This is a genomic window from Streptomyces sp. NPDC001381 (assembly GCF_042895685.1).
Taxonomy (GTDB): domain Bacteria; phylum Actinomycetota; class Actinomycetes; order Streptomycetales; family Streptomycetaceae; genus Streptomyces.
In genome coordinates this window covers 84,468-106,313 of sequence record NZ_JBIAWO010000005.1, presented here as the reverse complement: position 1 = coordinate 106,313, position 21,846 = coordinate 84,468, and the positions used below count along the sequence as shown (strand labels likewise).

The following is a 21,846-nucleotide window of genomic DNA, read 5'->3' as shown; positions in this document are numbered from 1 at the left end:
GATCCCTCACCCGATTCGACCTTTTGTCCGAACCAGGGCGCAAATCGAATGATATGCCCGCTCCGACGGCCGACCCGGCATGAATTCGTTGGACAACTGGACCGCGTCCGACGACCGTTGGCGGGATGGAACAGGAGCAGATCTGGGACGCGGACACCGCCCGGCGCTACGACACTCCCGGTACCGGGATGTTCGCACCCGAGGTTCTCGAGCCGACCGTGGAGCGCCTGGCCGAGCTCGCGGGCGGCGGACCGGCACTCGAGTTCGCCGTCGGCACCGGACGTGTGGCCGTCCCGCTCGCCGCGCGCGGAGTGCCCGTGACCGGCATCGAGCTGTCCCGCCCGATGATCGACCGGCTGCGGGAGAAGGCGGACGACACGGCGATCCCGGTGGTCGTCGGGGACATGGCGACCGCCCGCGCGCCGGGAACCTACACACTCGTCTACCTGGTCTACAACACGATCTCGAACCTGCTCACCCAGGCCGAGCAGGTGGAGTGCTTCCGCAACGCGGCCCGCCACCTCGCTCCCGGGGGACGGTTCGTGGTCGAGCTCTGGGTGCCCGAACTGCGCAGGCTCCCCCCGGGGACCCCGGCGACCGTCTGGCACGCCGAGGACGGCTACATCGGCCTGGACACCTACGACGTCCTGCGCCAGCACGTCGTCTCGCACCACTTCAGGTTCGACGAGGAGGGCCGTCAGGCCCGGCTGGACCGCTCGCCGCACCGTTACATCTGGCCGGCCGAGCTCGACCTCATGGCCCGGCTGGCCGGGTTCGAGCGGGAGAGCAGGCACGCGGACTGGTCGGGCGCCGAGTTCACCGCCGAGTCCCGTTCCCACGTGTCGGTCTACCGCATCCCCTAGGGCCTCCGTCAGGCGTCCCCGTACGCCTCGCCGCCCAGTTCGAGGAGCGCGGTTCCCGCCGTGGCGTCGGCGAGCCAGGCGCGGAAGGCGTCCACGTCGGCGTCCGGGAGGCCGATCTCGATGGTGACGGTCTCGCCGTAGCGGACGTCCCGCACCTCGCGGCCGGTGGAGTGCAGGTCGTTCTGCACCTTGCCGGCGCGCTGGTGGTCGACGGTGACGGTGGCGAGACGGAAGCGGCGGCGGGTGAGGGTGCCGAGACTGTCGAGGGCCTCGCCGACCGCGCCGCCGTAGGCCCGGATCAGGCCGCCGGCGCCGAGCTTGACACCGCCGTAGTACCGGGTGACGACGGCGACGACGTACCGCATGTCGCGGCGCAGCAGCATCTGGAGCATCGGGACGCCCGCGGTGCCGCCGGGTTCGCCGTCGTCGCTGGCCTTCTGGACGGCCGCGTCGGCGCCGATGACGTAGGCCCAGCAGTTGTGGGTGGCGTCGGCGTGCTCCTTGCGGACGGACGCGATGAAGTCCTGGGCCTCCCGCTCGGTGGCCGCCGGGGCGAGGGCGCACAGGAAGCGTGAGCGGTTGACCTCGGTCTCGTGCACGCCCGCCCGGGCGACTGTGCGGTACTCGTCCTGCATCCGGCCACCCTATGCGCCGGCACCGGAGGGCACGCCCCCCGGCCCCGTCCAGGCCGGCCGCCAGTGGCGCCGCCGGGGTGCCACCGCCGCCCTGTGGCTGGTCCCGCCGGTCGCGGCCGCGCTCGTCACCCTGTGGGGCTGGGCCGCCCGGTACCCGGGCGACCTGCCCGCCCGCATCGTCTTCCGGGACGACGACACCTCCGGCCCCGCGGAGACCGCCCGGCAGCCGGGCGTCGGCCTTCCCGCCCGCACCGACCCGTGCGGGCACCGACGGGCGGGGCCGGTTCAGCCGCCCTTCTTGCCCCGGGGCACGATCATCGAGGTCAGCAGGGCGGTACCCGGCGTCAGGGTGTCCCAGGCGGTCCCGTGCCAGGCCAGCACCGCGATCGCCGACGTCGGGAACTTCAGCCGGACCTCGTCCAGCGCGTCGTCGAGCGCGTCCCCGGCCAGTTCCAGGACCAGTTCCTCCAGACCCGGGTTGTGGGCGACGAGCAGCAGCGTCCCGACCCCCGCGGGTGTCTCCCCCACGACCTCCAGCAGTTCGGGCACGTCGGCCGCGTACAGGCGCGGCTCGAAGCGGACCGGGGGCGGGGTGTCCCACCGGGCAGAGGCCAGGTCCCAGGTCTGGCGGGCGCGTACGGCGGTGGAGCACAGGGCGAGGTCGGGGACACAGCCGGCCTCGGCGAGGGCGCGGCCCGCGGCCGGGGCGTCCCGGCGGCCGCGCGGCGCGAGGGGCCGCTCGTGGTCGGGGACGCCGTCCGGCCAGTCCGACTTGGCGTGCCGCAGCACCACCAGCCGGCGCGGGGGGCTCCCCTGCGCGCTCATGCCGGGGCTCCCAGGTCGCGGGTGAGGTCGAGGCCGAGGAGCCGGTCGGCGTAGGCGTAGGTCTCGAAGCGGGCGCCGTCCGGCAGCTCCGGCCCGGCGTCCTCCACCCCGCGCAGCACCCTCAGCACCTCCGGTACGTCCAGGTCGTCCTCCCAGGCGGCACGGAGCCGTCCGCGCACCTCGTCCGGGACGGGCCGCGACGGCCGGCGCGCCCAGCCGGCGACGGCCCTCCGCCAGCGTACGAGGAGGTCCTGGGCCTCGCCCAGCGCCGCGGCGTCGAGCCCGACGGGCTCGGTGCGGGGGCGGGACAGCAGCGCGAGGCGCAGCGCGGCGAAGTCGGCCGGGACCGCCCCCGTCACCGGCGCCACGGCGATCCGCACCCCGTCGGGGGCCGGGCCCGCCTCCCCCACCACGTGCAGGATCTGCGCCTCCCCCACCCCGGCACCGAGGTCCCGGCCGTCCTCGAAGGGGTGGATGCCGAGGGCGGTCGCGCCCTCGCGGAGCTCCGCCTGGTCGCGTTCGCCGGTCAGCAGGGCCCATACGGGCGTGCCGCCGAGCTCCAGCGTCCGCACGAGGACGTCGGCCACGAGGAGGACGCGGAGCGAACTCGCGTCGTACCCCGAGGCGTGCGCCTGCACCCGGGTCAGTCCACGGCGGGCGGGGGCGGCGACGACGGGTTCGCCGGTTCGGGCGTCGGTGATGCGCAGCACGAGGCGAGCCTAGGCGGCTCGCGGGCGACGCGCAGGCGGGCCCCGGAATCAGGGGGCGGCGCGGGCTGTTGACGCCCTGGACAGACCCTGTCCGCACCCCCGCAGGAGGCCGCCCGTGTACGGCGACGAGGCAACGATCCGCAAGATCCTCACCGGACTCGGTGACACCTGGGCCGTGGTGGGGCTCTCGACGAACCGCGGGCGGGCCGCGTACGGCGTCGCCGAGGTGCTGCGGCGTTACGGCAAGCGGGTGGTGCCGGTCCATCCGAAGGCGGAGACGGTGCACGGGGAGCAGGGCTACGCCTCCCTCGCGGACATCCCCTTCGAGGTGGACGTCGTGGACGTCTTCGTCAACAGCGATCTCGCGGGTGCCGTCGCCGACGAGGCGGTCGCCAAGGGGGCGAAGGCCGTGTGGTTCCAGCTCGGCGTGGTCGACGAGGCGGCCTACGGGCGGACGCGCGCGGCGGGCCTGGAGATGGTGATGGACCGCTGCCCGGCCATCGAGATCCCGCGGCTGGGCTGACCCGGGCCGGCGCTCCCCCGGCCGGTCGGCGCTGACCGCGCCTGCGTTCCCCCGGTCGCCCGGGCCGACCCGCCCGGCGCTCCCCTGGCCCACAGGTTCCTCGGGCATGCTGGGCGCCCGTATGCCCGAGAACGAGTACGGCTCCCCGTCCGCCGCCCGCTGCTGCATGCCCGCCGGCGGGGGTGCCGCCGGGCCGCCGCCCCCGTTGCCCGTCCCGTCGGCGCGTGCCGCCGCCGACGGGACGGTGGAGCTGCCCGGCGGTGAGTTCCTGATGGGCGCGGAGGATTCCGAGGGCTTCCCGGCGGACGGCGAGGGTCCCGTGCGGGCGGTGCGGGTCGCGCCCTTCCGGATCGACGCGTACGCCGTGTCGAACGACCGGTTCGCGGAGTTCGTCGCGGACACCGGGCATGTGACGGACGCCGAACGGCTCGGATGGTCGTACGTGTTCGCCGGCTTCCTGCCGGGCGCGCTGCGCCGGGACGCGCCGCGCCCCGAGCGGACTCCCTGGTGGTGCGCCGTCGGCGGGGCCGCCTGGAACCGGCCGGAGGGACCCGGCAGCGGTCTGGACGGGCGCGGGGACCACCCGGTGGTGCACGTCTCCTGGTTCGACGCGGCCGCGTACGCCGCCTGGGCGGGCGGGCGGCTGCCCGCCGAGGCCGAGTGGGAGTACGCGGCCCGGGGCGGTCTGGAGCAGAAGCGTTATCCGTGGGGCGACGAGCTGGATCCGGGCGGGGAATTCCGCTGCAACATCTGGCGGGGCACCTTTCCGGCGAAGAACACCGCCGCCGACGGACATCGTGGGACGGCGCCCGTCGACGCCTTCGCACCGAACGGGTTCGGGCTGTACAACGTGTCGGGAAACGTGTGGGAGTGGTGTGCCGACGACTGGTCCGCGCACAGCCCGGGGAAGGTGATCCGGGGCGGCTCGCACCTGTGCCACGCCTCCTACTGCAACCGCTACCGTGTGGCCGCCCGCAGCTCCAACACCCCCGACAGCTCCAGTGGCCACGCGGGTTTCCGGTGCGTCCAGGACGTCCAGGACCTCTGAAAGACGCGTGACCGCCGGACGGCCGGGCTGATTCCAGAGGGCGTCCATAATGTGCGGGTGACCACCAACTCCCCTGCCCCCGGCCATGCTTCGGTCGTCATTGTCGGCGCGGGACCCGCGGGGCTGACCGTCGGCAACATCCTGCGGGCCGCGTCCGTCGACTGTGTCGTCCTGGAGACGGAGAGCCGTGCGTTCATCGAGCAGCGGCCGCGGGCCGGCGTCCTCGAGGAGTGGGCCGTCCGCGGTCTCCAGCGGCGCGGCCTGGCCGGGAACCTGCTGGCGCGGGCCCAGCGGCACACCGCGTGCGAGTTCCGCTTCGGCGGCGAGCGGTACCGCCTCTCCTACGGTGAGCTGACGGGACATCACCACTGGGTGTACCCGCAGCCGTTGCTGGTGGCGGACCTCGTCCACGAGTACGTCGACGTGCGCGCCGGTGACGCCCGGTTCTCCGTGCGCGACGTCGAGCTGCACGACCTGGACTCCTCCCGCCCCGCGGTGTCGTACACCTGCCCGGAGACGGGTGAACGGCGCTTGCTGCACTGCGACTTCGTCGTCGGCGCCGACGGGGCGCGCGGGGTCAGCCGGAGCGCGCCGCCGCCGGAGCACCTGCGGATCGCGCGGCACGACTACGGCGTCGGCTGGCTGGCACTGCTCGCCGAGGCGCCGCCGTCCGCCGACTGCGTGGTGTTCGGCGTCCACGCCAACGGCTTCGCCGGGCACATGGCCCGCAGCCCCGAGGTGACCCGCTACTACCTCCAGTGTCCGCCGGGCGACGACCCGGACAACTGGCCCCACGACCGCGTCTGGTCCGAGCTGCACCAGCGCCTCGCGGGCGCGGGCGCCCCGCCGCTCACCGAGGGACCGCTGATCGAGAAGCGGGTGCTCGACATGCACGACTACGTGGTCGAACCGATGACGTACGGGCGGCTCTTCCTGGCCGGCGACGCGGCGCATCTCGTCGCGCCGATCGCCGCCAAGGGCATGAACCTGGCTCTGCACGACGCGTTCCTGCTGGGCGACGCGCTGTGCGCCTATCTCGACGGCGGGGACGGCGGCGGCCTGGACGGCTATTCGGAGCTGTGTCTGCGCCGGGTGTGGGACTACCAGGAGTTCTCGCAGTGGCTGTCGGAGGTCTATCACGGCACCGCGGCCGGGGACCCGTTCCGCGCGGGCACGACCTTCGCCCGGCTGCGCCGCCTGTTCACCTCACCCGCCGCCGCGGCCGCCTTCGCCGAGCAGTACCTGGGGACCGCCGAGCACTACTGACGTGCCCTAGGGGGTGTTTCCAAAGTCCCGCACAGCACCCGCGGCGCCCGGCACGCACCCTAGTCGTGCACCGGCTGGTCCCCCAGCCGGTGGTCGGCCACGTTCAGCGCCTCGTCCAGCAGGCGGCGCAGATGGCCGTCGGAGAGGGAGTAGATCACCCGGCGGCCCTCCTTGCGGGTCTGCACGAGCCCGGCCAGCCGCAGCCGGGCCAGGTGCTGGCTGACCGCCGGCCGGGCGGCCCCGCACGCCTCCGTCAGGGTGGTCACGTCGGCCGCGCCGGAGGTCAGGGCGTGCAGCAGGGTGAGCCGGGTGCGGTCGCCGAGCAGGGCGAGCAGCTCGGCCGCGAGCGCGAACTGCTCCTCGCCGGGGGTGCGCGGGTGCACATGGTGCGCAGGTGACAGGTGCATGCGTGCGCTCATACGCACATAATGGCGGGGTGGGCGTACGCGCGTCCACCCCGGCGCACCTGAAGGGACCGACGTGAGCGAGCAGCACGACCACCACCACGGTCACGACCACCCTCTCGGGGACGAGCACCGCCACCGGCACGAGCACCACCACGGGCCCGAGCACCCCCACGGGCACGGGCATCCCCACGGGCACGAACACGCCGACGGGCCTGACGCCCCTCACGGGCACGACCGCCGTCACGCCCACGACCACTCGCCCCACCGCCCCTCCACCGGCCTCCGCCACCGCCTGGAGCACCTGCTCACCCCGCACTCCCACGAGACCGCCGACAATCTCGACCGGGCCCTGGAGTCCTCGGCCCGGGGTGTGCGCGCCCTGTGGGTCTCGCTGGCGGTGCTGGGCGTGACGGCCCTGGTCCAGGCGGCCGTGGTGGTGGTCTCGGGGTCGGTGGCCCTGCTCGGCGACACGGTGCACAACGCGGCGGACGCGCTGACCGCCGTACCGCTCGGCATCGCCTTCGTGCTCGGCCGGCGGGCGGCCACCCGCCGCTTCACGTACGGCTACGGGCGCGCGGAGGACCTGGCGGGTCTCGCGATCGTGCTGACCATCGCCGGGTCGGCGGTCTTCGCCGGCTGGACGGCGGTCGAGCGGCTTCTCCATCCCCGGCCGGTCGAGCACCTCGGCGCCGTCGCGCTGGCAGCGCTGGCCGGTTTCGCGGGCAACGAGTGGGTGGCCCGGTACCGCATCCGCGTCGGCCGTTCGATCGGCTCGGCGGCGCTGGTGGCGGACGGGCTGCACGCGCGCACCGACGGCTTCACCTCCCTCGCCGTGCTGGTGGGGGCGGGCGGTTCGGCGCTGGGGTGGGAGGCGGCCGACCCGGTCGTGGGACTGGTGATCACCGCGGCGATCGCGCTGGTGCTGCGGGACGCGGCACGGGAGGTGTTCCGGCGGGTGCTGGACGCCGTGGACCCGGCCCTGGTCGACCGGGCCGAGCGGGCGCTGCGGGAGGTCGAAGGGGTGCACGGGGTGGGCGAGTTGCGGCTGCGCTGGATCGGGCACCGGCTGCGCGCCGAGGTGGCGGTCGTCGTGGACGGCGAGGCCACGGTACGCCAGGCGCACGCGATCGCCGTGGACGCGGAGCACGCGCTGCTGCACGCGGTCCCCCGGCTCACCGCGGCCCTGGTGCACGCGGACCCGGCACCGGTGCCGGGCGAGGCGGATCCGCACCTGGCCCTCGCCCACCACACGGCGGCCTGAGCGGGGGCGTCAGACCCCCAGCCCCTCCAGCACGACCGCGCCCGGCAGTTCGGCCAGCGCCTTGCCCGGGACGAGCAGCTTGCCGCGCCGGCGCCCGCTGCCCACCAGGACGTACGGCAGGTCGACGACGCGGGAGTCCACCAGCACCGGCCAGGCGGCGGGCAGTCCGATCGGGGTGATGCCGCCGTACTCCATGCCGGTCTCCCCCACCGCCGTGTCCATCGGGGCGAACGATGCCTTGCGGGCGCCCAGTTGACGGCGGACGGCGCCGTTGACGTCCACCCGGGTGGTGGAGAGGACGACACACGCGGCGAGGGTGCTCTCCCCGCCGCGCTTGCCCGCCACGACGACACAGTTCGCGGACCGCTCCAGCAGCTCCTGCCCGTAGTGCTCGACGAAGACCGCGGTGTCGGCCCACCGGGGGTCGGTGTCGACGTGGATGAGCTGTTCGGCGGGCACGCTGCCGCTCCAGTGGCGCACGGCGTCGGCGACCGGGCCGGTCAGCTCGTCGAGGCAGTCGGGGGCGGGGGTGGCGGTGTCGAAGTGTCCGATGGGTGCGCGCATGTCCGCACGCTAACAAGACCCGGCCGCGCGGGCGGCGGTGTCTCAGTGCACGGGCGGCACGGACACGGTCAGCACCATCTCGGTCGGGACCTCGCCCCGGTTGGCGTACGTGTGGGCCGCGTTGGCCTCGAAAGTGACGCTCGCACCGGCCGGGACGCGGAACTCCGCGCCCTCGACGGTGAGGGTCAGCTCACCGGCCGTGACATGGGCGATCTCGACCGTACCGGCCGGATGCGGGTCGGAACCGCTGCTCTCGCCGGGCATCAGTCTCCAGTCCCACATCTCCAGCGGGCCGGGCGCCTCCGTGCCCGCGAGGAGGCGGCTGTAACTGCCCGCCTCGGTGTGCCACAGCCGGACCACCTGATCGGCGGGGACCACGCGGACCCTGGGGCCCTGTTCGTAGTCGAGCAGGGTGGTGATGCTGATGCCGAGCGCGTCGCCGATCTTGACGACCGTGCCGAGGCTGGGGTTGGTGCGGGCCTGCTCGATCTGGATCAGCATGCCGCGGCTGACGCCCGCGCGGGCGGCGAGCGTGTCGAGGGTGAAGCCGCGCTCGGTGCGCCAGCGCTTGACGTTGCGCGCCAGGGACTGGGTCAGCAGGTCGAGGTCCGACACGTTCCGTCCAATTCCGTCCGTTCCCCTCCGGGCCAGGAGTCCAATATTCTGGATGCCAGGGTCCACTTCCATGAACTACGGTGGGGTGCACCTGATCGTGCACCGAACTGTACTGCGAGGGACCGTGACAGCACTCTTCGCCCTGGCCACCAGCCTGCTGTGGGGCCTGGCCGACTTCGGCGGCGGGCTGCTGACCCGTCGCGCCCCGGCCCTGACCGTGGTCGTCGTGTCGCAGTCGATCGCGGCGGTCGTCCTCGGCGCGGTCGTGGTCGCCGGCGGCGGCTGGAGCGAGGCGGGGCCGCGCCTGTGGTTCGCGGTCGCCGCCGGTCTGGCCGGCCCGGTCGCCCTGCTCGCCTTCTACCAGGCGCTGGCGCTCGGCCCGATGGGTGTGGTCTCCCCGCTGGCCACCCTGAGCGTGGCCGTCCCGGTCTCGGTCGGGCTGTTCCTCGGCGAGCGCCCCGGGCTGGTCCAGGTCGCGGGCATCGCGGTCGCGGTCGTGGGCGTCGTCCTGGCGGGCGGTCCGCAGCTGCGCGGCGCGGCGGTCCAGCGGCGGGCGGTGCTGCTCACACTGGTCGCGGCACTCGGCTTCGGCACGGTGTTCGTGCTGATCGCCGAGGCGTCGACGACCGTCACCGGCCTGTTCCTCGCCCTCTTCGTGCAGCGCGTGACCAGTGCGGCGGTGGGCGGCGCCGTCCTGTACGCCACGGTCCGGCGCGGCACGCCCGCGCTCCCCGAGGGCGGGCTGTCCTGGGCCGCGCTGCCGGCGTACGCCTTCGTCGGGCTCGCCGACGTCGCCGCCAACGGCACCTACGCGGTCGCCGCCCAGCACGGCCCGGTGACCGTGGCCGCCGTGCTCGCCTCCCTGTACCCCGTGGTGACCGCCCTGGCCGCGCGCGGCTTCCTGCGGGAGCGGCTGCGGGCCGTGCAGGCGGCGGGCGCGGGGCTGGCGCTGGTCGGCACGCTGCTGCTCGCGACCGGCTGAGTCAGCCCTCGGGCTCCAGCTGCGCCAGCTTCTGCACCGTCTCCTCGTCGAGGTCCGACAGCGCGACCAGCTGGTCCGGGGTGACCCCGTCCGGGATCGGCACCGGCGCCGGGGTGCGCAGCGGCGGCTGCCAGCCCTCGCCGGGAGTCCACCGTCGTACGACTCGGGCGGGCGCGCCCGCCACGACGGCGTGGTCGGGGACGGTCCCGCGCACCACGGCCCCCGCCGCGACCACGACGTTCCGCCCGATCCGCGCCCCCGGCAGGATCACCGCGCCGGTGCCGATCCAGCACCCGGGGCCGATCTCCACGGGCTCCATGCGCGGCCACTGCTTGCCGATGGGCTCGTGCGGATCGTCGTAGGAGTGGTTCGTGGAGGTGACGTAGACGTACGGGCCGAAGTAGCAGTCACTGCCGATGGTGACCGTGGTGTCGGCGATGACATGGCTGCCGCGGCCCAGGACGACCCCGTCGCCGATGCGCAGGATCGGGTCGGGGCCCAGGTCGAGGTCGGGCATCAGGCCGGCCGTCAGGGTGACCTGTTCGCCGACGATGCAGTGGGAGCCGAGGTGGATCCAGGGCTCGCCGAAGACGGTGCCGAGCGGGAAGGCGAGCCGGGTCGCCGGTCCGATCGAGCCGAAGCGGAAGCGTCCGGGGTGCTCGGCGGTGACGGAGCCGGCGCGCTGCACCCAGGCCCAGCCCGCGTGGACGGCGCGCTGCGCGAGGCGGCCCCGCCAGGATGAGAACGTGTTCTTGCGCTTCGGCACCCGCTCACCGTACTCAGCGCCCGGTGCGGGGATACGGCCGGAGGCCTGTGATCTTCGCCCCACCGGGGTGGCGTACGGTGCGACGGTACGACGGACACGAGGAGACGGTGATGACGCACAGGGCGCTGATCGTGGGCATCGGCGGCAGGGAACCGAAGGTCGACGAGGAGGCCTTCGTGGCGCCGACGGCCGCGGTCGTCGGGGACGTGACGCTGGAGGCGGGGGCGAGCGTCTGGTACGGGGCGGTCGTGCGGGGTGACGTCGAGCGGATCACCGTCCGGCGCGACGCCAACATCCAGGACAACGTGACCCTGCACGCCGACCCCGGCTTCCCGGTCACCGTCGGCGAGCGGGTGTCCGTCGGCCACAACGCGGTCGTGCACGGGGCGACCGTCGGGGACGACTGTCTGATCGGGATGGGGGCGACGGTGCTCAACGGGGCGGTGATCGGGGAGGGTTCACTCGTCGCCGCGCAGGCTCTGGTCCCGCAGGGGATGGAGGTGCCGCCGGGGTCGCTGGTGGCCGGGGTGCCGGCCAAGGTCAGGCGGGAGCTGACGGAGGAGGAGCGGCAGGGCGTCACCCTGAACGGCACCCTGTACGCGGAGCTCGCGAAGGCCCACGGAGAGCTGCATCGCTGACCGCGGCTCCGGGGTGGCCGGCCGCGCGGTCGCCGGCGCCGCTCGGGGCGGGCGTCACTCCCCGGCGGGCACCGGCTCCGGTTCCTGCTGCGCGGCCTGGGCCTTCCTCGCCTTGCGCCTGACGACCAGGAAGGACGTGAGGCCGATCAGCACCGCCAGCACCAGCCCCAGCCAGGAGAACCTCTTCAGCCAGGACTCCGCGACCACCCCGACGTAGTAGATGACGGCCGTCGTCCCGCCCGCCCAGACGATCCCGCCCAGCACGTTGGCGATGAGGAACTTCCAGTACGGCATGTGCAGCACGCCCGCGAGCGGGCCGGCGAAGATGCGGAGCAGGGCGATGAAGCGGCCGAAGAAGACGGCCCACATGCCCCACTTCTCGAAGGACCGCTCGGCCGTGGCGATGTGCGCCTCGCCGAAGTGCTTCGGGAACTTCTTGCCGAGCCAGGCCAGCAGCGGGCGCCCGCCCTTGCGGCCGATGGCGTAGCCGATCGAGTCGCCGATCACGGCACCGGCGGAGGCGACGGTGCCCAGGACCACGGGGTTGATGCCGCCGTGCTGGGAGGACAGCAGCGCGGCCGAGACCAGGATGATCTCGCCGGGCAGCGGGATGCCGAGGCTCTCCAGCCCGATGACCAGGCCGACCACGGCGTAGACGGCCGCCGCGGGCACCGTGTCGAGCCACTCCTGGACGTGCACCGGCGGTCCTCCCCTTTGGCATTCCTTGAACGTCGCGTGCTGCCGGGAAGCCTACCGGGTCGGCCGGGCCCGCCCGGGATCCGTGGTGGAGCGGACTCCACCACGGATCGGGGGGTGCGGTCCCTCGTGACGGTGCCGCGGCCCGCGTGATCGTGGTCGGTGACCACAGCAGCGCGAAGCAGCAGCGAAGAAGGGACCCCCTCCATGCCCGTGAACCGTCGACGCCGTCGCCGTCGCCGTACCGCCGTCGTCTCCGCCGTCGCGGCGGCGGCCGCGCTGACCACCGGACTGCTCACCGGCTGCGAGTTCGGCGACTCGGCCGACTGCCTCCCGCACGCCGACGCCGTCGCGCGGAGCATCACGGCGATCGACGAGGCCGGAGCGGACGCGATCGAGGACCCGTCGAGGACCGGGGACTCCATCGCCACGATCGAGAAGAACCTCGACGAGATCGACGACGGCTCGGACGACACCGAGGCCGGCAGGGCGGTGAACGACCTCCACCGGGCGATACGGGACTACAACCAGGACATCCTCGACGGCCGCACACCGGACGCGAACAGGATCGACAAGGCGGCCGCCGAACTGAGGGACCTCTGCGCCTCCTAGGCCCTGTGGTCACATTCCCGTCGCCGGGAGGGCGGCCGTGCGGCGTCGTGGGGGCCCCTCCCGCGCGAGCGAAGCCGAGCGTGGGGGAGCGTGCTCTCGGCGCGCCGCCCGGGAGCCCGTGTACTGGACGTACTCGGGCTGCCGGCCGGTGCGGCGAGTGCGGGTCCCTCCCACGCCCTCGATGCAGAGGGGGATCGTGCCGGGCGTCCCGCGGCAGACGGGAATGTGACGACAGGGCCCAGCGCGGCCATAGGGGTACCTCGCGCCCGGGGCGTGCCGAGCGCGGCCGCTCGGACCGGGCGAAGCGCGGGGAGAGATTACGCGCCGGGCCTGGCGCCCGGGGCGGACGCAGCCCGGGGCGGGCGCAGCACGGGGTGGGCGCAGCACGGGGTGGGCGCAGCACGGGGTGAGGGTGCGTGCTGCCGGGCGTCGGGGCGAGCCTCGGCGGGGGGGGCGTCGTCGGCCGCGGCACGGGCGTGCGGCCGGTTCCGCGGGCGTTCGGTTCAGCGGCCGAGTGCCGTCGTCACGTCCGCGACGGTGTCGGCGATCGCGTCGACGGGGGCCGGCAAGGGGTGGTGGCGGTCCCCGGCCGGCTCGGGCGCTCCGCAGCAGCCGACCTCGGCGATCCTCGTCTCGGGCCCCGAGTCCCGGGGAACCGTCCCGGACCCGCCCGGCGTGGGCCCGGTGGGCGCCGGGCCGGTGCCGCGGGAGCGCGGCGGGGCGGTGGGCGCCGCCGACGGCTCCACCGGTGTCCGCCCCTCGGGAGCCGGCGTGGGCCCCGTCCCCGCGCCGCCCGTCCCGCCGCCGGGATCGCGCGCGCCGCCGGGCCCGCCGGTGCCGGCCGTGTCGAACACCCAGCGCTGGCGTTCGGAACCGTCCCGTCGCGCGACCACGACCTTCGCCCGGGCAGCGCCGGTGCCGGGGGCGACGACCAGATCTCCGTCCCGGCGCAGCAGCAGTTCGCCGCGGACGGTCAGGTCGAAGAAGACCTCGCCGGGATGCACCACGCAGCCGGCCGGCGCGGCCGGCGCGGCCGGCGCACGGCCGGTGTCGGCGGCGAGGCACAGGGTGGGGGCGGCGGCGCTGCGCAGCAGCCCGTCGTCCCGGTACGACCACTGCTGGGAGGCGGCCGAGGAGCAGGCCGCCAGGACGGCAGGCGCACCGGACCGGACGCTGCCGCCCGCCACGTCGAGGCAGCGCCCCGTCACCGCACCGCGCAGCCGGCCCCGGGCGACCTCCCCGGAGCGGGCGGCGGAGGCGGCCGAGGGCGAGCCGGAGGGCGGGCGGTCGTCGGCGCCCGGGCCCTTGGTGCCGCCGGCCGGCGCGCCCCAGGTGGCGCGGGAGGCGGGGACACCGTTGTCGTCGGACCAGCTCCTGGCCGCGAGGACGGTCGCCAGCAGGACGAGGGAGGTCAGGCCGACGCCGACGAGCACGGCGGTGGAACGCCGCCCGCCCGGCAGGGCGAGGAGCCCGGCCGACGTGGTGCGATGACGTCCGGCCGGGCGCGTCGGAGCGGGCCCGGCCGGACGGCGGGCGGACGCGGCGCGGGCGGGGCGTGAGCCGAGGTAGCGGTGGGCTCCCCAGCCCAGCACGGTCTCGGCGAGCAGGGCGTCCAGTCCGCCGTCGAAGTGGCTGAGCTGTTCGGCGGCGTGCCGGCAGAAGCGGCAGTGCGCGAGATGGCTGCGGACGTCGGGCAGCAGGGTTCCGCCGCGGCGCAGGGGAACGTCGAGGAGGCGGTTGTAGAAGCGGCATTCGGGGGTGGGCGCGAGTTCGCGGTGGGCGCGGACGCAGCCCGCCCGGAATTGCTCGCGGGCCTGTTCCAGTCCGGCCGTCGCCGTGATGTCGTCCACGCCCAGCAGAGCGGCCGGCACGGATATGGGTTCCGCCTCCACCTCGGTGTGCCACAGCAGGCATTGGGAGGCCGCCGGAAGCAAGGAGAAAGCACGCTCGGCGAGTTGCCGCCTTTCGGGGGTGACGGGCCGTGCGGCACGCAGTCCGCGGCCGCCGACGGTTTTGCGCAACTCCGGCAGGAACCCGGAAAGTCCTTCGTCCCCGGCCCATTCCCGGACCGTGTTCCTCACGGCGATGAGGAGTTGGGGCCGCAGGGCTCCTCCGCGACGCCCGTCGGCGAGCCGGCCGAACACCGTGTGGAACGCGGCGGCGGCCACGAGCCGCGCCGAGTCGCCGGTGTCGGCCAGGCAGACCGCCGCGTATTCCTCGGCGGCCCGCCAGTGCCGGGCTAGCAGCAGGGCGACCGCGCGACCGCTTCCGTCACCCTGGGCCAGCCGGGCGACGAGGTGGGGGTCGGAATCGCCGGGGTGCCATCCGGGACGGGGCGGGTAAGGGGGTCGCGGGGGGTTCGGGGACTGCACGGAACCATTTCCTTCCAAGCCGACGGGACGTACGCGAATGGCGCGTCCGCCGGAAAGCAGGTGGCTGATTGGTGCGGACCTTTGACCTGGCCGGATGGGGATCGACCGGCCCGGCCGCAAGGGGAGGCTCACCTTCGCACACGCACATCACAGGAAACAAGGCGTCAGATCGACCCAAGTTCAAAGCGCGGGAATTTCAGATAAGTTACCGGCGGTATCCGCACCCGCATTCGAAATGCGGCCGGACTCGGCGACTCAACTTGTGTACGGGCAAAGCCGGTTGGTACACGGAATCTGCAAAGTACCGGCACCGGACTCACTCCACAGGAATCTCAAATGCGGCTCTCGGGATACTCCCATCCCGTTCGTCCAACATGATCCACATGAGTACCCCCCACTCCGCACCCACGGTCCGCAAGGCGGTCGTCCCGGCGGCGGGCCTCGGCACCCGCTTCCTGCCCGCGACGAAGGCCACCCCGAAGGAAATGCTGCCGGTCGTCGACAAGCCGGCCATCCAGTACGTAGTCGAGGAGGCCGCCGCGGCCGGTCTGGACGACATCCTGATGGTCACCGGCCGGCACAAGCGGGCCATCGAGGACCACTTCGACCACGCCTTCGAGCTGGAGCAGGCCCTCGCGGCCAAGGGCGACACCGTACGGCTGGACGCGGTGCGCGACGCGGCCCGGCTCGCCGACATCCACCACATCCGGCAGGGCGACCCGCTCGGGCTCGGCCACGCGGTGCTGTGCGCCCGCCACCACGTCGGCGACCAGCCCTTCGCCGTCCTCCTCGGCGACGACCTCATCGACCCGCGCGACACCCTGCTCAGCCGGATGCTGGAGGTCCGCGACCGGCACGCCGGCAGCGTCGTCGCCCTGATGGAGGTCCCTCCGGAGCAGGTCCACCTCTACGGCTGCGCGGCCGTCGAACCGACCGGCGAGGACGGCGTCGTACGGGTCACCGGACTGGTGGAGAAGCCGGCGCGGGAGGTCGCGCCCAGCCGCTACGCCGTCATCGGGCGCTATGTCCTGGACCCGGCCGTCTTCGACGTCCTGGAACGCACCGGGCCCGGCCGCGGCGGCGAGATCCAGCTCACCGACGCCCTTCAGGAACTGGCCGCGGACGGCACGGTCCACGGCGTGGTCTTCTCCGGCCGCCGCTACGACACCGGCGACAAGGCCGACTACCTGCGCACGGTGGTCCGGCTGGCCTGCGACCGGCCGGACCTGGGGCCGGAGTTCGTGGCCTGGCTCAAGGACTTCGTGGCGGAGCTGGAGAACGGCGGCCCGACCGACCACGAGCAGCTCGCCGCCTGACACCCTCGCCCCGCCCCCGGACCTTCCGTCCGCCGACCGCCTGTCCGCCGGCCGACGTCCGGCGACGGGCAGGTCGCGGGCCGACGGTCCGGCGACGGGCGCGCCGACGGTCGGGCCAGGGCGGGACGGGCCGGCGACTGCGGGGCCGGGTGACGGCGGAGCGAGGAACCACGGGGCCCGAGGACGACGAGGCCAGGAGCCGACGGCGGCCGGGTGACGACGGGCCCGGTGACGACGGGGCCTGGCGGCCCCGGAAACGGCAGGCCCGGTGACCACCCGGAACGAAGACGACAGTCACTGTGGACGACGGCGGTCCGAAGCGGACGGCAGCCCAGCGACGGCGACGCCCGGCAACGGACGGCAGCCCTGCGACGGCAGCCCGAGAGCGGACGGCAGCCGAAAGCGACGGCGAGGCCGGAAACGGCGGGGCCCGGTGCCGACGTACCCCTGCGCCGCCGTACGCGCCCCTGACGCGTCGGTGTCGCTCAGCCGTTGGGGCGGAGTGTCCACACGACGGTCATCTCGCCGGTGACGGCGCCGTCGGCGCGGCGGATCTCGATCGTCACCGGGAACTCGGGACGCTCCCCCGCGTCGAGCTGCGCGACGACCTCGGCGGCCGGGCGGCCCAGGGTCGCGGTGGCGGTGACGGGACCCATCGCGAGCTTCTTGTAGGCGATCTGGGCGCTGACGGCGAGCGGCACGGCGCGCGAGAGCTGGTCGCCGAACGCGGCCAGCACGATCGCGCCGCTGGCGGACTCACCGAGCGTGAACATCGCACCGGCGTGCGGGCCGCCCACGTGATTGTGGTAGTCGCTCTGGTCCGGCAGGGCGACGACGGCCCGGTCCCGGCTGGTCTCGAGGAACTCGAGGTTGAGGGTCCGGGCCATGGGCACCGTGGCGGCGAGCATCTCGCCGATGGACATCTGGTCTGCGCTCATGCCGGGATGTTACCCATGAGTAGCCTCAGCTGACCAGGCCCGCGTGATGACCGCCGTACGCCTGCCGGCCCCGCGACCAGGAGAGCGACCGCGCCGCACGCGCGGAGAAGAGCACAATCCGGAAGATCACGGGCACGGTTCGCGTCTGCGAGCCCGCCGGCTGCTGATTCGGTACGGCCCTGACAAGGGGCGGTGACCCCACCGTGTCCCGGACGGCACTAGGGTTTCTCGCCATGTGGCCAGGAAACCAGCCGCCCGGGGGAGAGCAGAACCCGCAGGCGCAGAACAATCCGTACCAGCAGCCGGGATACCAGCAGCCGAATCCCTATCAGCAGCCCGGCTATCAGCAACCGGGGTACCAGCAGCCCAACCCCTATGCGCAGCAGGCGCAGTGGGGCGCCCCGACCGCCGCGGGCGCGCCGCAGCCGCAGCCCGGCGGCGGGGGCGGGGGCAACCGCACCAAGGTGGTCGCGATCGTCGCGGCCACGGCCGTCGTCGTGACCGCCGGTGTCACCGGGTTCCTGGTGCTGGGCGGCGAGGACGACAAGCCGGCCGGGGCGGCCAAGGGCAGCGCCTCCGCCTCGGCCTCCGCCTCCGCGTCCGCCTCCACCGGCACGGACGACAACCCGCGCGACGACGAGGAGGAGCAGGCGACCGTCTCCGGCTGGAAGGTCGTGGTGAACCCCAAGTGGGGCCTCGCCTTCGACGTGCCGGCCGACTGGGAGGTCCAGAAGCCGGGCCTCGGCCAGGGCTTCGAGTGGGAGGACAAGGAGGAGCCCAGCGGCTACGGCTCGATCCTGATGTCGGGCACCGCCGAGTACAAGTCCAAGTGGTGCGGCACGGACGGCGACAAGGACGGCAAGACGGACTACACGCCGCTGGCGATGGCCGGCACCAAGGGTGCCGAAGGGGCCAAGAACACCGACGAGATCGCCCTCAACACCCCGGCGTGGTGGGTCTTCGGCGGTTACACCGAGCCGGACAAGAAGAGCATCAGCTACGACGAGAAGGCGACCGCCTTCACCACCGCGTCCGGCATCAAGGGCAGCTACGCCTGGGCCCAGTCGACGAACACGCCCCAGAAGGGCAAGTGCGACAGCGACGGCAAGGCGATCACGTTCGGCTTCAAGAACTCGCAGGGCGACTACGTGTCCTGGAACTGGTACGGCGCCAAGGGCGTGAAGGACGAGGTCCCGAAGGCCACGGTCATGAAGATCCTGAGCACCGTGCGGTGGCACGGCGAGCCCACGGCGAACTGAGCGGACCGGCGGAGCGATTCTGACGGGCAATCCGGTTGGCAGACCGGGGCGCGGGCGGGGACAGTCGGCCGGTGACCCCTTCCGCCGACGCCCGCCGCCTGCGCAGACCCGCGTGGGCGGGCCGCAACTACAGCCTGCTGACCGCCGCCGCGTTCGTGACGAACCTGGGCAGTCACGGTGCGCTCATCGCCGCCGCGTTCGCCGTCCTGGACTCGGGCGGCGACGGCGGCGACGTGGGTCTGGTGGCCGCCGCCCGCACCGTACCGCTCGTGCTGTTCCTGCTGATCGGCGGCGCGGTCGCCGACCGGCTGCCCCGGCACCGGGTGATGGTCGCCGCCAACGCCCTGAACTTCCTGTCGCAGGGCGCCTTCGCCGCCCTGGTCCTGCTCGGCGATCCCCGGCTCTGGCAGATGATGCTGCTGACCGCGCTCGGCGGCACCGGCCAGGCGTTCTTCTCCCCCGCCGCCGAGGGCATGCTGATGTCCTCCGTCCGGGGAGAGCAGGCCGGGCGGGCGTTCGCGGTGTTCCGGATGGCGATGCAGGGCGCGGCCCTGGGCGGCGCGGCCCTCGGCGGCGCGATGGTCGCCGTGATCGGCCCCGGCTGGGTGCTCGCGGCGGACGCGGCCGCCTTCGCGCTCGCGGGCTCGCTGCGCTCGCTGCTCGACGTGCGGCACGTCCCCCTGCGCGAACCGGGCGGCGGGATGCTCGCCGACCTCCGGGAGGGCTGGCAGGAGTTCCGCAGCCGCCCCTGGCTGTGGGGCATCGTGCTGCAGTTCTCCCTGGCGAACGCGGTCGTGGGCGCGGCGGACGCCGTCTACGGGCCCCTCGTCGCCCGGGACCATCTGGGCGGGCCGGGCCCCTGGGGCCTCGCCCTGGGCTTCTTCGGCGCCGGCACGGTCGTCGGCGCGCTCCTGATGACCCGCTGGAAGCCGCGCCGTCTCCTCCTCGCCGGCACCCTGTGCGTCTTCCCGCTGGCCCTGCCGTCCGCCGCGCTCGCCGTCCCGGTGCCGGTCGGCGTCCTGTGCGCGGTGATGTTCACCACCGGTGTGACCCTGGAGGTGTTCGGCGTCTCCTGGATGACCGCGCTGCACCAGGAGATCCCCGAGGACAAGCTGTCCCGTGTCTCCGCCTACGACTGGTTCGGCTCGGTGGCGATGGTCCCGGTCGCGACGGCCCTCGCGGGACCGGCCGAGTCCGCCTTCGGCCGCGCGGCCTCCCTGTGGGGCTGCGCCACCCTGGTCGTCGTCGTCACGGCCGCGGTGCTGTGCGTACCGGACGTGCGCAACCTGACCCGCCGCACGAAGCGGGTGACCCGGGGGACCCCTGCCACGGACCCGAGGCCGGAGAGCGAGCGGGACCTGGTTCCGTAGGACCCGGGGCCCGGTCACGAGGGGCGGCCGGTTCAGCCGATGCCGAACGCGCCCTCCGGTGGCTCGGGTGACGGTACGGCGTCCTCGTCGCGCACCGGACGCGCGTCACCGATGAACCGCCGCAGCCCTGGGCCGTGTTCCACCCGGGCCGGGAAGGCGTCCGAGGCGGTGCGCCGGGCCAGGGCGGTCACGTCGACGGGGTGGTGCGCGGCGACGAGGACCGCGTTGCCGAAGCGGCGGCCGCGCAGGACGGCCGGCTCGGCGATTAGTACGAGCTCTTCGAACACCGCGGCGAAATTGGCCAGTTGGGACCGCAGGAAGGCGAAGGGCGCCGCGTCGGCGAGGTTGGCGAGGTATACGCCGTCGGCCCGCAGGACCCGTCCGGCCTCTCGGGCGTACGCGAGGGACGTCAGATGGGCGGGGACCCGGGAACCCCCGAAGACGTCGGCGACGAGCACGTCGGCGGAGTGGTCCGGGGCCGCCTCCAGCCAGGCCCGGGCGTCGGCCGTGTGCAGCGCGACGCCGGCGCCGTCCGGGAGCGGCAGGTGCTCGACGACCAGTTCCAGCAGCCCCCGGTCGGCGTCGACGACGTCCTGGCGCGAGCCCGGCCGGGTCACGGCCAGGTAGCGGGGCAGCGTGAGCGCCCCGCCGCCGAGATGCAGCACGTCCAGCGGGCGTCCCGCCTCGGCGACGGTGTCCAGGACATGCCCGAGCCGTCGCGCGTACTCGAACTCCAGATGGGTCGGCGCGTCCAGGTCCACGTACGACTGCGGCGCCCCGTCCACCGTCAGCAGCCAGGCCCGCTCCCGGTCGACGTCGGGCATCAGCTTGGCAGTACCGTGGTCGACAGCGCGGGTGACGGGTATGGGCTCGTCGTTCACGTTCCCCATTGTGCCGGGAGGGAGTCGGTCCGACGTCCGCGTGCGGGTCCGCCGGGAGGGCGCGGGAAACCGCGCGACCGGCCCCGGGCCGGTCCGCGGCCCCCGCACCCCACGGGCACCCTCACAGAACGGCGGTCACGGTCCCCGCCCCCACGGTCCGCCCGCCCTCACGGATGGCGAACCCGAGCCCCGGTTCCAGCGGCACCTCCCGCCCCAGTTCGACGGTCATCAGCACGCGCTCCCCGGGCCTCGCCACCGCCGCCTCGCCCAGGTCCACGTCCCCCACGACGTCCGCCGTACGGATGTAGAACTGCGGCCGGTACCCGGTCGAGACAGGCGTCGTACGGCCCCCTTCACGCGCCGACAGCACATACACCTGCGCCGTGAACCGGCGACTCGGGCTGACGCTCCCCGGTGCCGCCACCACATGCCCCCGCCGGACGGCGTCCCGCGGCACGCCCCGCAGCAGCAGCGCCACGTTGTCCCCGGCCTGCGCCTCCCGCATCGGCTTCCCGAAGGTCTCGATCCCCGTCACCACGGTGTCGAGTCCGGCCCCGAGCACGTGGACCGGTTCCCCCAGGCGCAGCGTCCCCCGTTCCACCGCACCGGTGACCACGGTCCCCCGTCCCGTGATGGTGAGGACGTTCTCCACGGACAGCAGGAACGGCGCGTCCAGGTACCGCTCGGGCATCGGGACGTACGTGTCCACCGCGTCGAGCAGCGCGTCGATCGACGCGGTCCAGCGCGGGTCGCCCTCCAGGGCCTTCAGCCCCGAGACCCGTACGACGGGCGCGGCGTCGCCGCCGTAGCCGTGCTCGGTGAGCAGGTCGCGGACCTCCAGCTCGACCAGGTCGATGAGCTCCTCGTCGCCCGCGTCGGCCTTGTTGAGGGCGACCACGATGTGGTCGACGCCCACCTGCCGGGCGAGCAGGACGTGTTCGGCGGTCTGCGGCATGATCCCGTCGAGCGCGGAGACGACGAGGATCGCGCCGTCGAGCTGGGCGGCGCCGGTGACCATGTTCTTGACGTAGTCGGCGTGGCCCGGCATGTCGACGTGCGCGTAGTGCCGGGTGTCGGTCTCGTACTCGACGTGCGCGATGTTGATGGTGATGCCGCGCGCCGCCTCCTCGGGGGCGCGGTCGATGCGGTCGAAGGGCACGAAGGTGCCGGCGCCCCGGTCGGCGAGGACCTTGGTGATGGCGGCGGTCAGGGTGGTCTTGCCGTGGTCGACGTGCCCCATGGTGCCGATGTTGAGGTGCGGCTTGGTGCGTACGTACGCGGTCTTGGGCATGGCTGTAC

General features: G+C 74.0%; 23 protein-coding genes. 11 read left to right on the top strand and 12 right to left on the bottom strand.

Annotated elements, in window-relative coordinates:
- The first annotated feature begins 125 nt into the window (after nt 1-125).
- Nucleotides 126-863: a class I SAM-dependent DNA methyltransferase gene (locus ACFY2L_RS23250; RefSeq protein ID WP_390823252.1), complete on the top strand. Its 738-nt coding sequence runs from the start codon at nt 126-128 to the stop codon at nt 861-863.
- Nucleotides 864-871: 8 nt separating this feature from the next.
- Here the strand turns inward: ACFY2L_RS23250 and ACFY2L_RS23245 are convergent, their stop codons facing one another.
- From ACFY2L_RS23245 to ACFY2L_RS23235, 3 genes are all read right to left on the bottom strand, one after another.
- Nucleotides 872-1,498 carry a YigZ family protein gene (locus ACFY2L_RS23245; RefSeq protein WP_390657244.1) on the bottom strand — a complete coding sequence of 209 codons (627 nt, stop codon included), beginning with the start codon at nt 1,496-1,498 and terminating at the stop codon, nt 872-874.
- 285 nt (nt 1,499-1,783) lie between these two features.
- Nucleotides 1,784-2,323, bottom strand: a complete 540-nt coding sequence (locus ACFY2L_RS23240; RefSeq protein ID WP_390657243.1) for a SixA phosphatase family protein — start codon at nt 2,321-2,323, stop codon at nt 1,784-1,786.
- Entirely contained in the window at nt 2,320-3,033 is a 714-nt protein-coding gene (locus ACFY2L_RS23235) for a hypothetical protein (protein ID WP_390657242.1), read from the bottom strand. Before ACFY2L_RS23235 ends, ACFY2L_RS23240 begins: the two co-directional genes overlap by 4 nt.
- A 115-nt stretch (nt 3,034-3,148) precedes the next feature.
- On the opposite strand from ACFY2L_RS23235, the gene ACFY2L_RS23230 reads away from it, so the two are divergent.
- From ACFY2L_RS23230 to ACFY2L_RS23220, 3 genes are all read left to right on the top strand, one after another.
- Nucleotides 3,149-3,556, top strand: a complete 408-nt coding sequence (locus tag ACFY2L_RS23230) for a CoA-binding protein (protein WP_390823251.1) — start codon at nt 3,149-3,151, stop codon at nt 3,554-3,556.
- Nucleotides 3,557-3,677: 121 nt separating this feature from the next.
- A complete protein-coding gene (locus tag ACFY2L_RS23225; RefSeq protein WP_390823250.1) occupies nt 3,678-4,604 on the top strand; it encodes a formylglycine-generating enzyme family protein in 927 nt (308 codons plus the stop codon).
- Between the two features lie 57 nt (nt 4,605-4,661).
- Complete coding sequence (locus ACFY2L_RS23220; protein WP_390657239.1) at nt 4,662-5,870, top strand: 4-hydroxybenzoate 3-monooxygenase; 1,209 nt, start codon at nt 4,662-4,664, stop codon at nt 5,868-5,870.
- Nucleotides 5,871-5,929: 59 nt separating this feature from the next.
- Here the strand turns inward: ACFY2L_RS23220 and ACFY2L_RS23215 are convergent, their stop codons facing one another.
- The gene (locus ACFY2L_RS23215; RefSeq protein WP_390657238.1) at nt 5,930-6,289 is read right to left on the bottom strand and encodes an ArsR/SmtB family transcription factor; all 360 of its coding nucleotides are present in this window, start codon (nt 6,287-6,289) and stop codon (nt 5,930-5,932) included.
- Nucleotides 6,290-6,350: 61 nt separating this feature from the next.
- On the opposite strand from ACFY2L_RS23215, the gene ACFY2L_RS23210 reads away from it, so the two are divergent.
- Nucleotides 6,351-7,538 (top strand): cation diffusion facilitator family transporter, encoded by a 1,188-nt coding sequence (locus ACFY2L_RS23210; protein WP_390823249.1) that lies wholly within the window; start codon nt 6,351-6,353, stop codon nt 7,536-7,538.
- Between the two features lie 9 nt (nt 7,539-7,547).
- On the opposite strand, the gene ACFY2L_RS23205 is transcribed toward ACFY2L_RS23210, so the two are convergent.
- Both ACFY2L_RS23205 and ACFY2L_RS23200 read right to left on the bottom strand, forming a co-directional pair.
- Nucleotides 7,548-8,102 (bottom strand): YbaK/EbsC family protein, encoded by a 555-nt coding sequence (locus ACFY2L_RS23205; RefSeq protein WP_390823248.1) that lies wholly within the window; start codon nt 8,100-8,102, stop codon nt 7,548-7,550.
- 42 nt (nt 8,103-8,144) lie between these two features.
- A complete protein-coding gene (locus ACFY2L_RS23200) occupies nt 8,145-8,717 on the bottom strand; it encodes a helix-turn-helix domain-containing protein (RefSeq protein WP_390823247.1) in 573 nt (190 codons plus the stop codon).
- A 124-nt stretch (nt 8,718-8,841) separates the two neighbouring features.
- Here ACFY2L_RS23200 and ACFY2L_RS23195 point away from each other — a divergent pair, with 124 nt between their 5' ends.
- Nucleotides 8,842-9,699 carry an EamA family transporter gene (locus tag ACFY2L_RS23195; RefSeq protein ID WP_390657234.1) on the top strand — a complete coding sequence of 286 codons (858 nt, stop codon included), beginning with the start codon at nt 8,842-8,844 and terminating at the stop codon, nt 9,697-9,699.
- 1 nt (nt 9,700) lies between these two features.
- Here ACFY2L_RS23195 and ACFY2L_RS23190 read toward each other — a convergent pair whose 3' ends face one another.
- Nucleotides 9,701-10,465, bottom strand: coding sequence for an acyltransferase (locus ACFY2L_RS23190; protein WP_390657233.1), 765 nt, complete (start codon nt 10,463-10,465; stop codon nt 9,701-9,703).
- A gap of 110 nt (nt 10,466-10,575) precedes the next feature.
- On the opposite strand from ACFY2L_RS23190, the gene ACFY2L_RS23185 reads away from it, so the two are divergent.
- Nucleotides 10,576-11,103 (top strand): gamma carbonic anhydrase family protein, encoded by a 528-nt coding sequence (locus tag ACFY2L_RS23185; RefSeq protein WP_390657232.1) that lies wholly within the window; start codon nt 10,576-10,578, stop codon nt 11,101-11,103.
- 54 nt (nt 11,104-11,157) lie between these two features.
- On the opposite strand, the gene ACFY2L_RS23180 is transcribed toward ACFY2L_RS23185, so the two are convergent.
- Entirely contained in the window at nt 11,158-11,802 is a 645-nt protein-coding gene (locus ACFY2L_RS23180) for a DedA family protein (protein WP_390657231.1), read from the bottom strand.
- Between the two features lie 204 nt (nt 11,803-12,006).
- Between ACFY2L_RS23180 and ACFY2L_RS23175 the strand changes: the two genes are divergently transcribed.
- Nucleotides 12,007-12,411, top strand: coding sequence for a hypothetical protein (locus ACFY2L_RS23175; protein ID WP_390823246.1), 405 nt, complete (start codon nt 12,007-12,009; stop codon nt 12,409-12,411).
- A gap of 503 nt (nt 12,412-12,914) precedes the next feature.
- Here ACFY2L_RS23175 and ACFY2L_RS23170 read toward each other — a convergent pair.
- Entirely contained in the window at nt 12,915-14,783 is a 1,869-nt protein-coding gene (locus tag ACFY2L_RS23170) for an RICIN domain-containing protein (protein ID WP_390823245.1), read from the bottom strand.
- 374 nt (nt 14,784-15,157) lie between these two features.
- Here ACFY2L_RS23170 and galU point away from each other — a divergent pair, with 374 nt between their 5' ends.
- Nucleotides 15,158-16,099 (top strand): UTP--glucose-1-phosphate uridylyltransferase GalU, encoded by a 942-nt coding sequence (gene galU / locus ACFY2L_RS23165; protein ID WP_390823244.1) that lies wholly within the window; start codon nt 15,158-15,160, stop codon nt 16,097-16,099.
- A 485-nt stretch (nt 16,100-16,584) separates the two neighbouring features.
- Here the strand turns inward: galU and ACFY2L_RS23160 are convergent, their stop codons facing one another.
- A complete protein-coding gene (locus tag ACFY2L_RS23160) occupies nt 16,585-17,022 on the bottom strand; it encodes a DUF4442 domain-containing protein (protein ID WP_390657878.1) in 438 nt (145 codons plus the stop codon).
- Between the two features lie 248 nt (nt 17,023-17,270).
- Between ACFY2L_RS23160 and ACFY2L_RS23155 the strand changes: the two genes are divergently transcribed.
- Together ACFY2L_RS23155 and ACFY2L_RS23150 are read left to right on the top strand one after the other, a co-directional pair.
- Nucleotides 17,271-18,296: a hypothetical protein gene (locus ACFY2L_RS23155; protein WP_390823243.1), complete on the top strand. Its 1,026-nt coding sequence runs from the start codon at nt 17,271-17,273 to the stop codon at nt 18,294-18,296.
- 71 nt (nt 18,297-18,367) lie between these two features.
- Nucleotides 18,368-19,666 carry an MFS transporter gene (locus ACFY2L_RS23150; RefSeq protein ID WP_390823242.1) on the top strand — a complete coding sequence of 433 codons (1,299 nt, stop codon included), beginning with the start codon at nt 18,368-18,370 and terminating at the stop codon, nt 19,664-19,666.
- 32 nt (nt 19,667-19,698) lie between these two features.
- Here ACFY2L_RS23150 and ACFY2L_RS23145 read toward each other — a convergent pair whose 3' ends face one another.
- Together ACFY2L_RS23145 and tuf are read right to left on the bottom strand one after the other, a co-directional pair.
- Nucleotides 19,699-20,556 carry a spermidine synthase gene (locus tag ACFY2L_RS23145; protein WP_390823241.1) on the bottom strand — a complete coding sequence of 286 codons (858 nt, stop codon included), beginning with the start codon at nt 20,554-20,556 and terminating at the stop codon, nt 19,699-19,701.
- Nucleotides 20,557-20,668: 112 nt separating this feature from the next.
- A complete protein-coding gene (gene tuf, locus ACFY2L_RS23140) occupies nt 20,669-21,838 on the bottom strand; it encodes an elongation factor Tu (RefSeq protein WP_390657224.1) in 1,170 nt (389 codons plus the stop codon).
- Between the last annotated feature and the right edge of the window lie 8 nt (nt 21,839-21,846).

Bases quoted from the DNA above. Each gene is read 5' to 3' on its own strand.
- ACFY2L_RS23250 (WP_390823252.1), top strand. From the start codon at position 126: ATGGAACAGGAGCAGATCTGGGACGCGGACACCGCCCGGCGCTACGAC.
- ACFY2L_RS23245 (WP_390657244.1), bottom strand. From the start codon at position 1,498: ATGCAGGACGAGTACCGCACAGTCGCCCGGGCGGGCGTGCACGAGACC.
- ACFY2L_RS23240 (WP_390657243.1), bottom strand. From the start codon at position 2,323: ATGAGCGCGCAGGGGAGCCCCCCGCGCCGGCTGGTGGTGCTGCGGCAC.
- ACFY2L_RS23225 (WP_390823250.1), top strand. From the start codon at position 3,678: ATGCCCGAGAACGAGTACGGCTCCCCGTCCGCCGCCCGCTGCTGCATG.
- ACFY2L_RS23215 (WP_390657238.1), bottom strand. From the start codon at position 6,289: ATGAGCGCACGCATGCACCTGTCACCTGCGCACCATGTGCACCCGCGC.
- ACFY2L_RS23205 (WP_390823248.1), bottom strand. From the start codon at position 8,102: ATGCGCGCACCCATCGGACACTTCGACACCGCCACCCCCGCCCCCGAC.
- ACFY2L_RS23185 (WP_390657232.1), top strand. From the start codon at position 10,576: ATGACGCACAGGGCGCTGATCGTGGGCATCGGCGGCAGGGAACCGAAG.
- ACFY2L_RS23175 (WP_390823246.1), top strand. From the start codon at position 12,007: ATGCCCGTGAACCGTCGACGCCGTCGCCGTCGCCGTACCGCCGTCGTC.
- galU (WP_390823244.1), top strand. From the start codon at position 15,158: ATGATCCACATGAGTACCCCCCACTCCGCACCCACGGTCCGCAAGGCG.
- ACFY2L_RS23160 (WP_390657878.1), bottom strand. From the start codon at position 17,022: ATGTCCATCGGCGAGATGCTCGCCGCCACGGTGCCCATGGCCCGGACC.
- ACFY2L_RS23155 (WP_390823243.1), top strand. From the start codon at position 17,271: ATGTGGCCAGGAAACCAGCCGCCCGGGGGAGAGCAGAACCCGCAGGCG.
- ACFY2L_RS23145 (WP_390823241.1), bottom strand. From the start codon at position 20,556: ATGGGGAACGTGAACGACGAGCCCATACCCGTCACCCGCGCTGTCGAC.
- tuf (WP_390657224.1), bottom strand. From the start codon at position 21,838: ATGCCCAAGACCGCGTACGTACGCACCAAGCCGCACCTCAACATCGGC.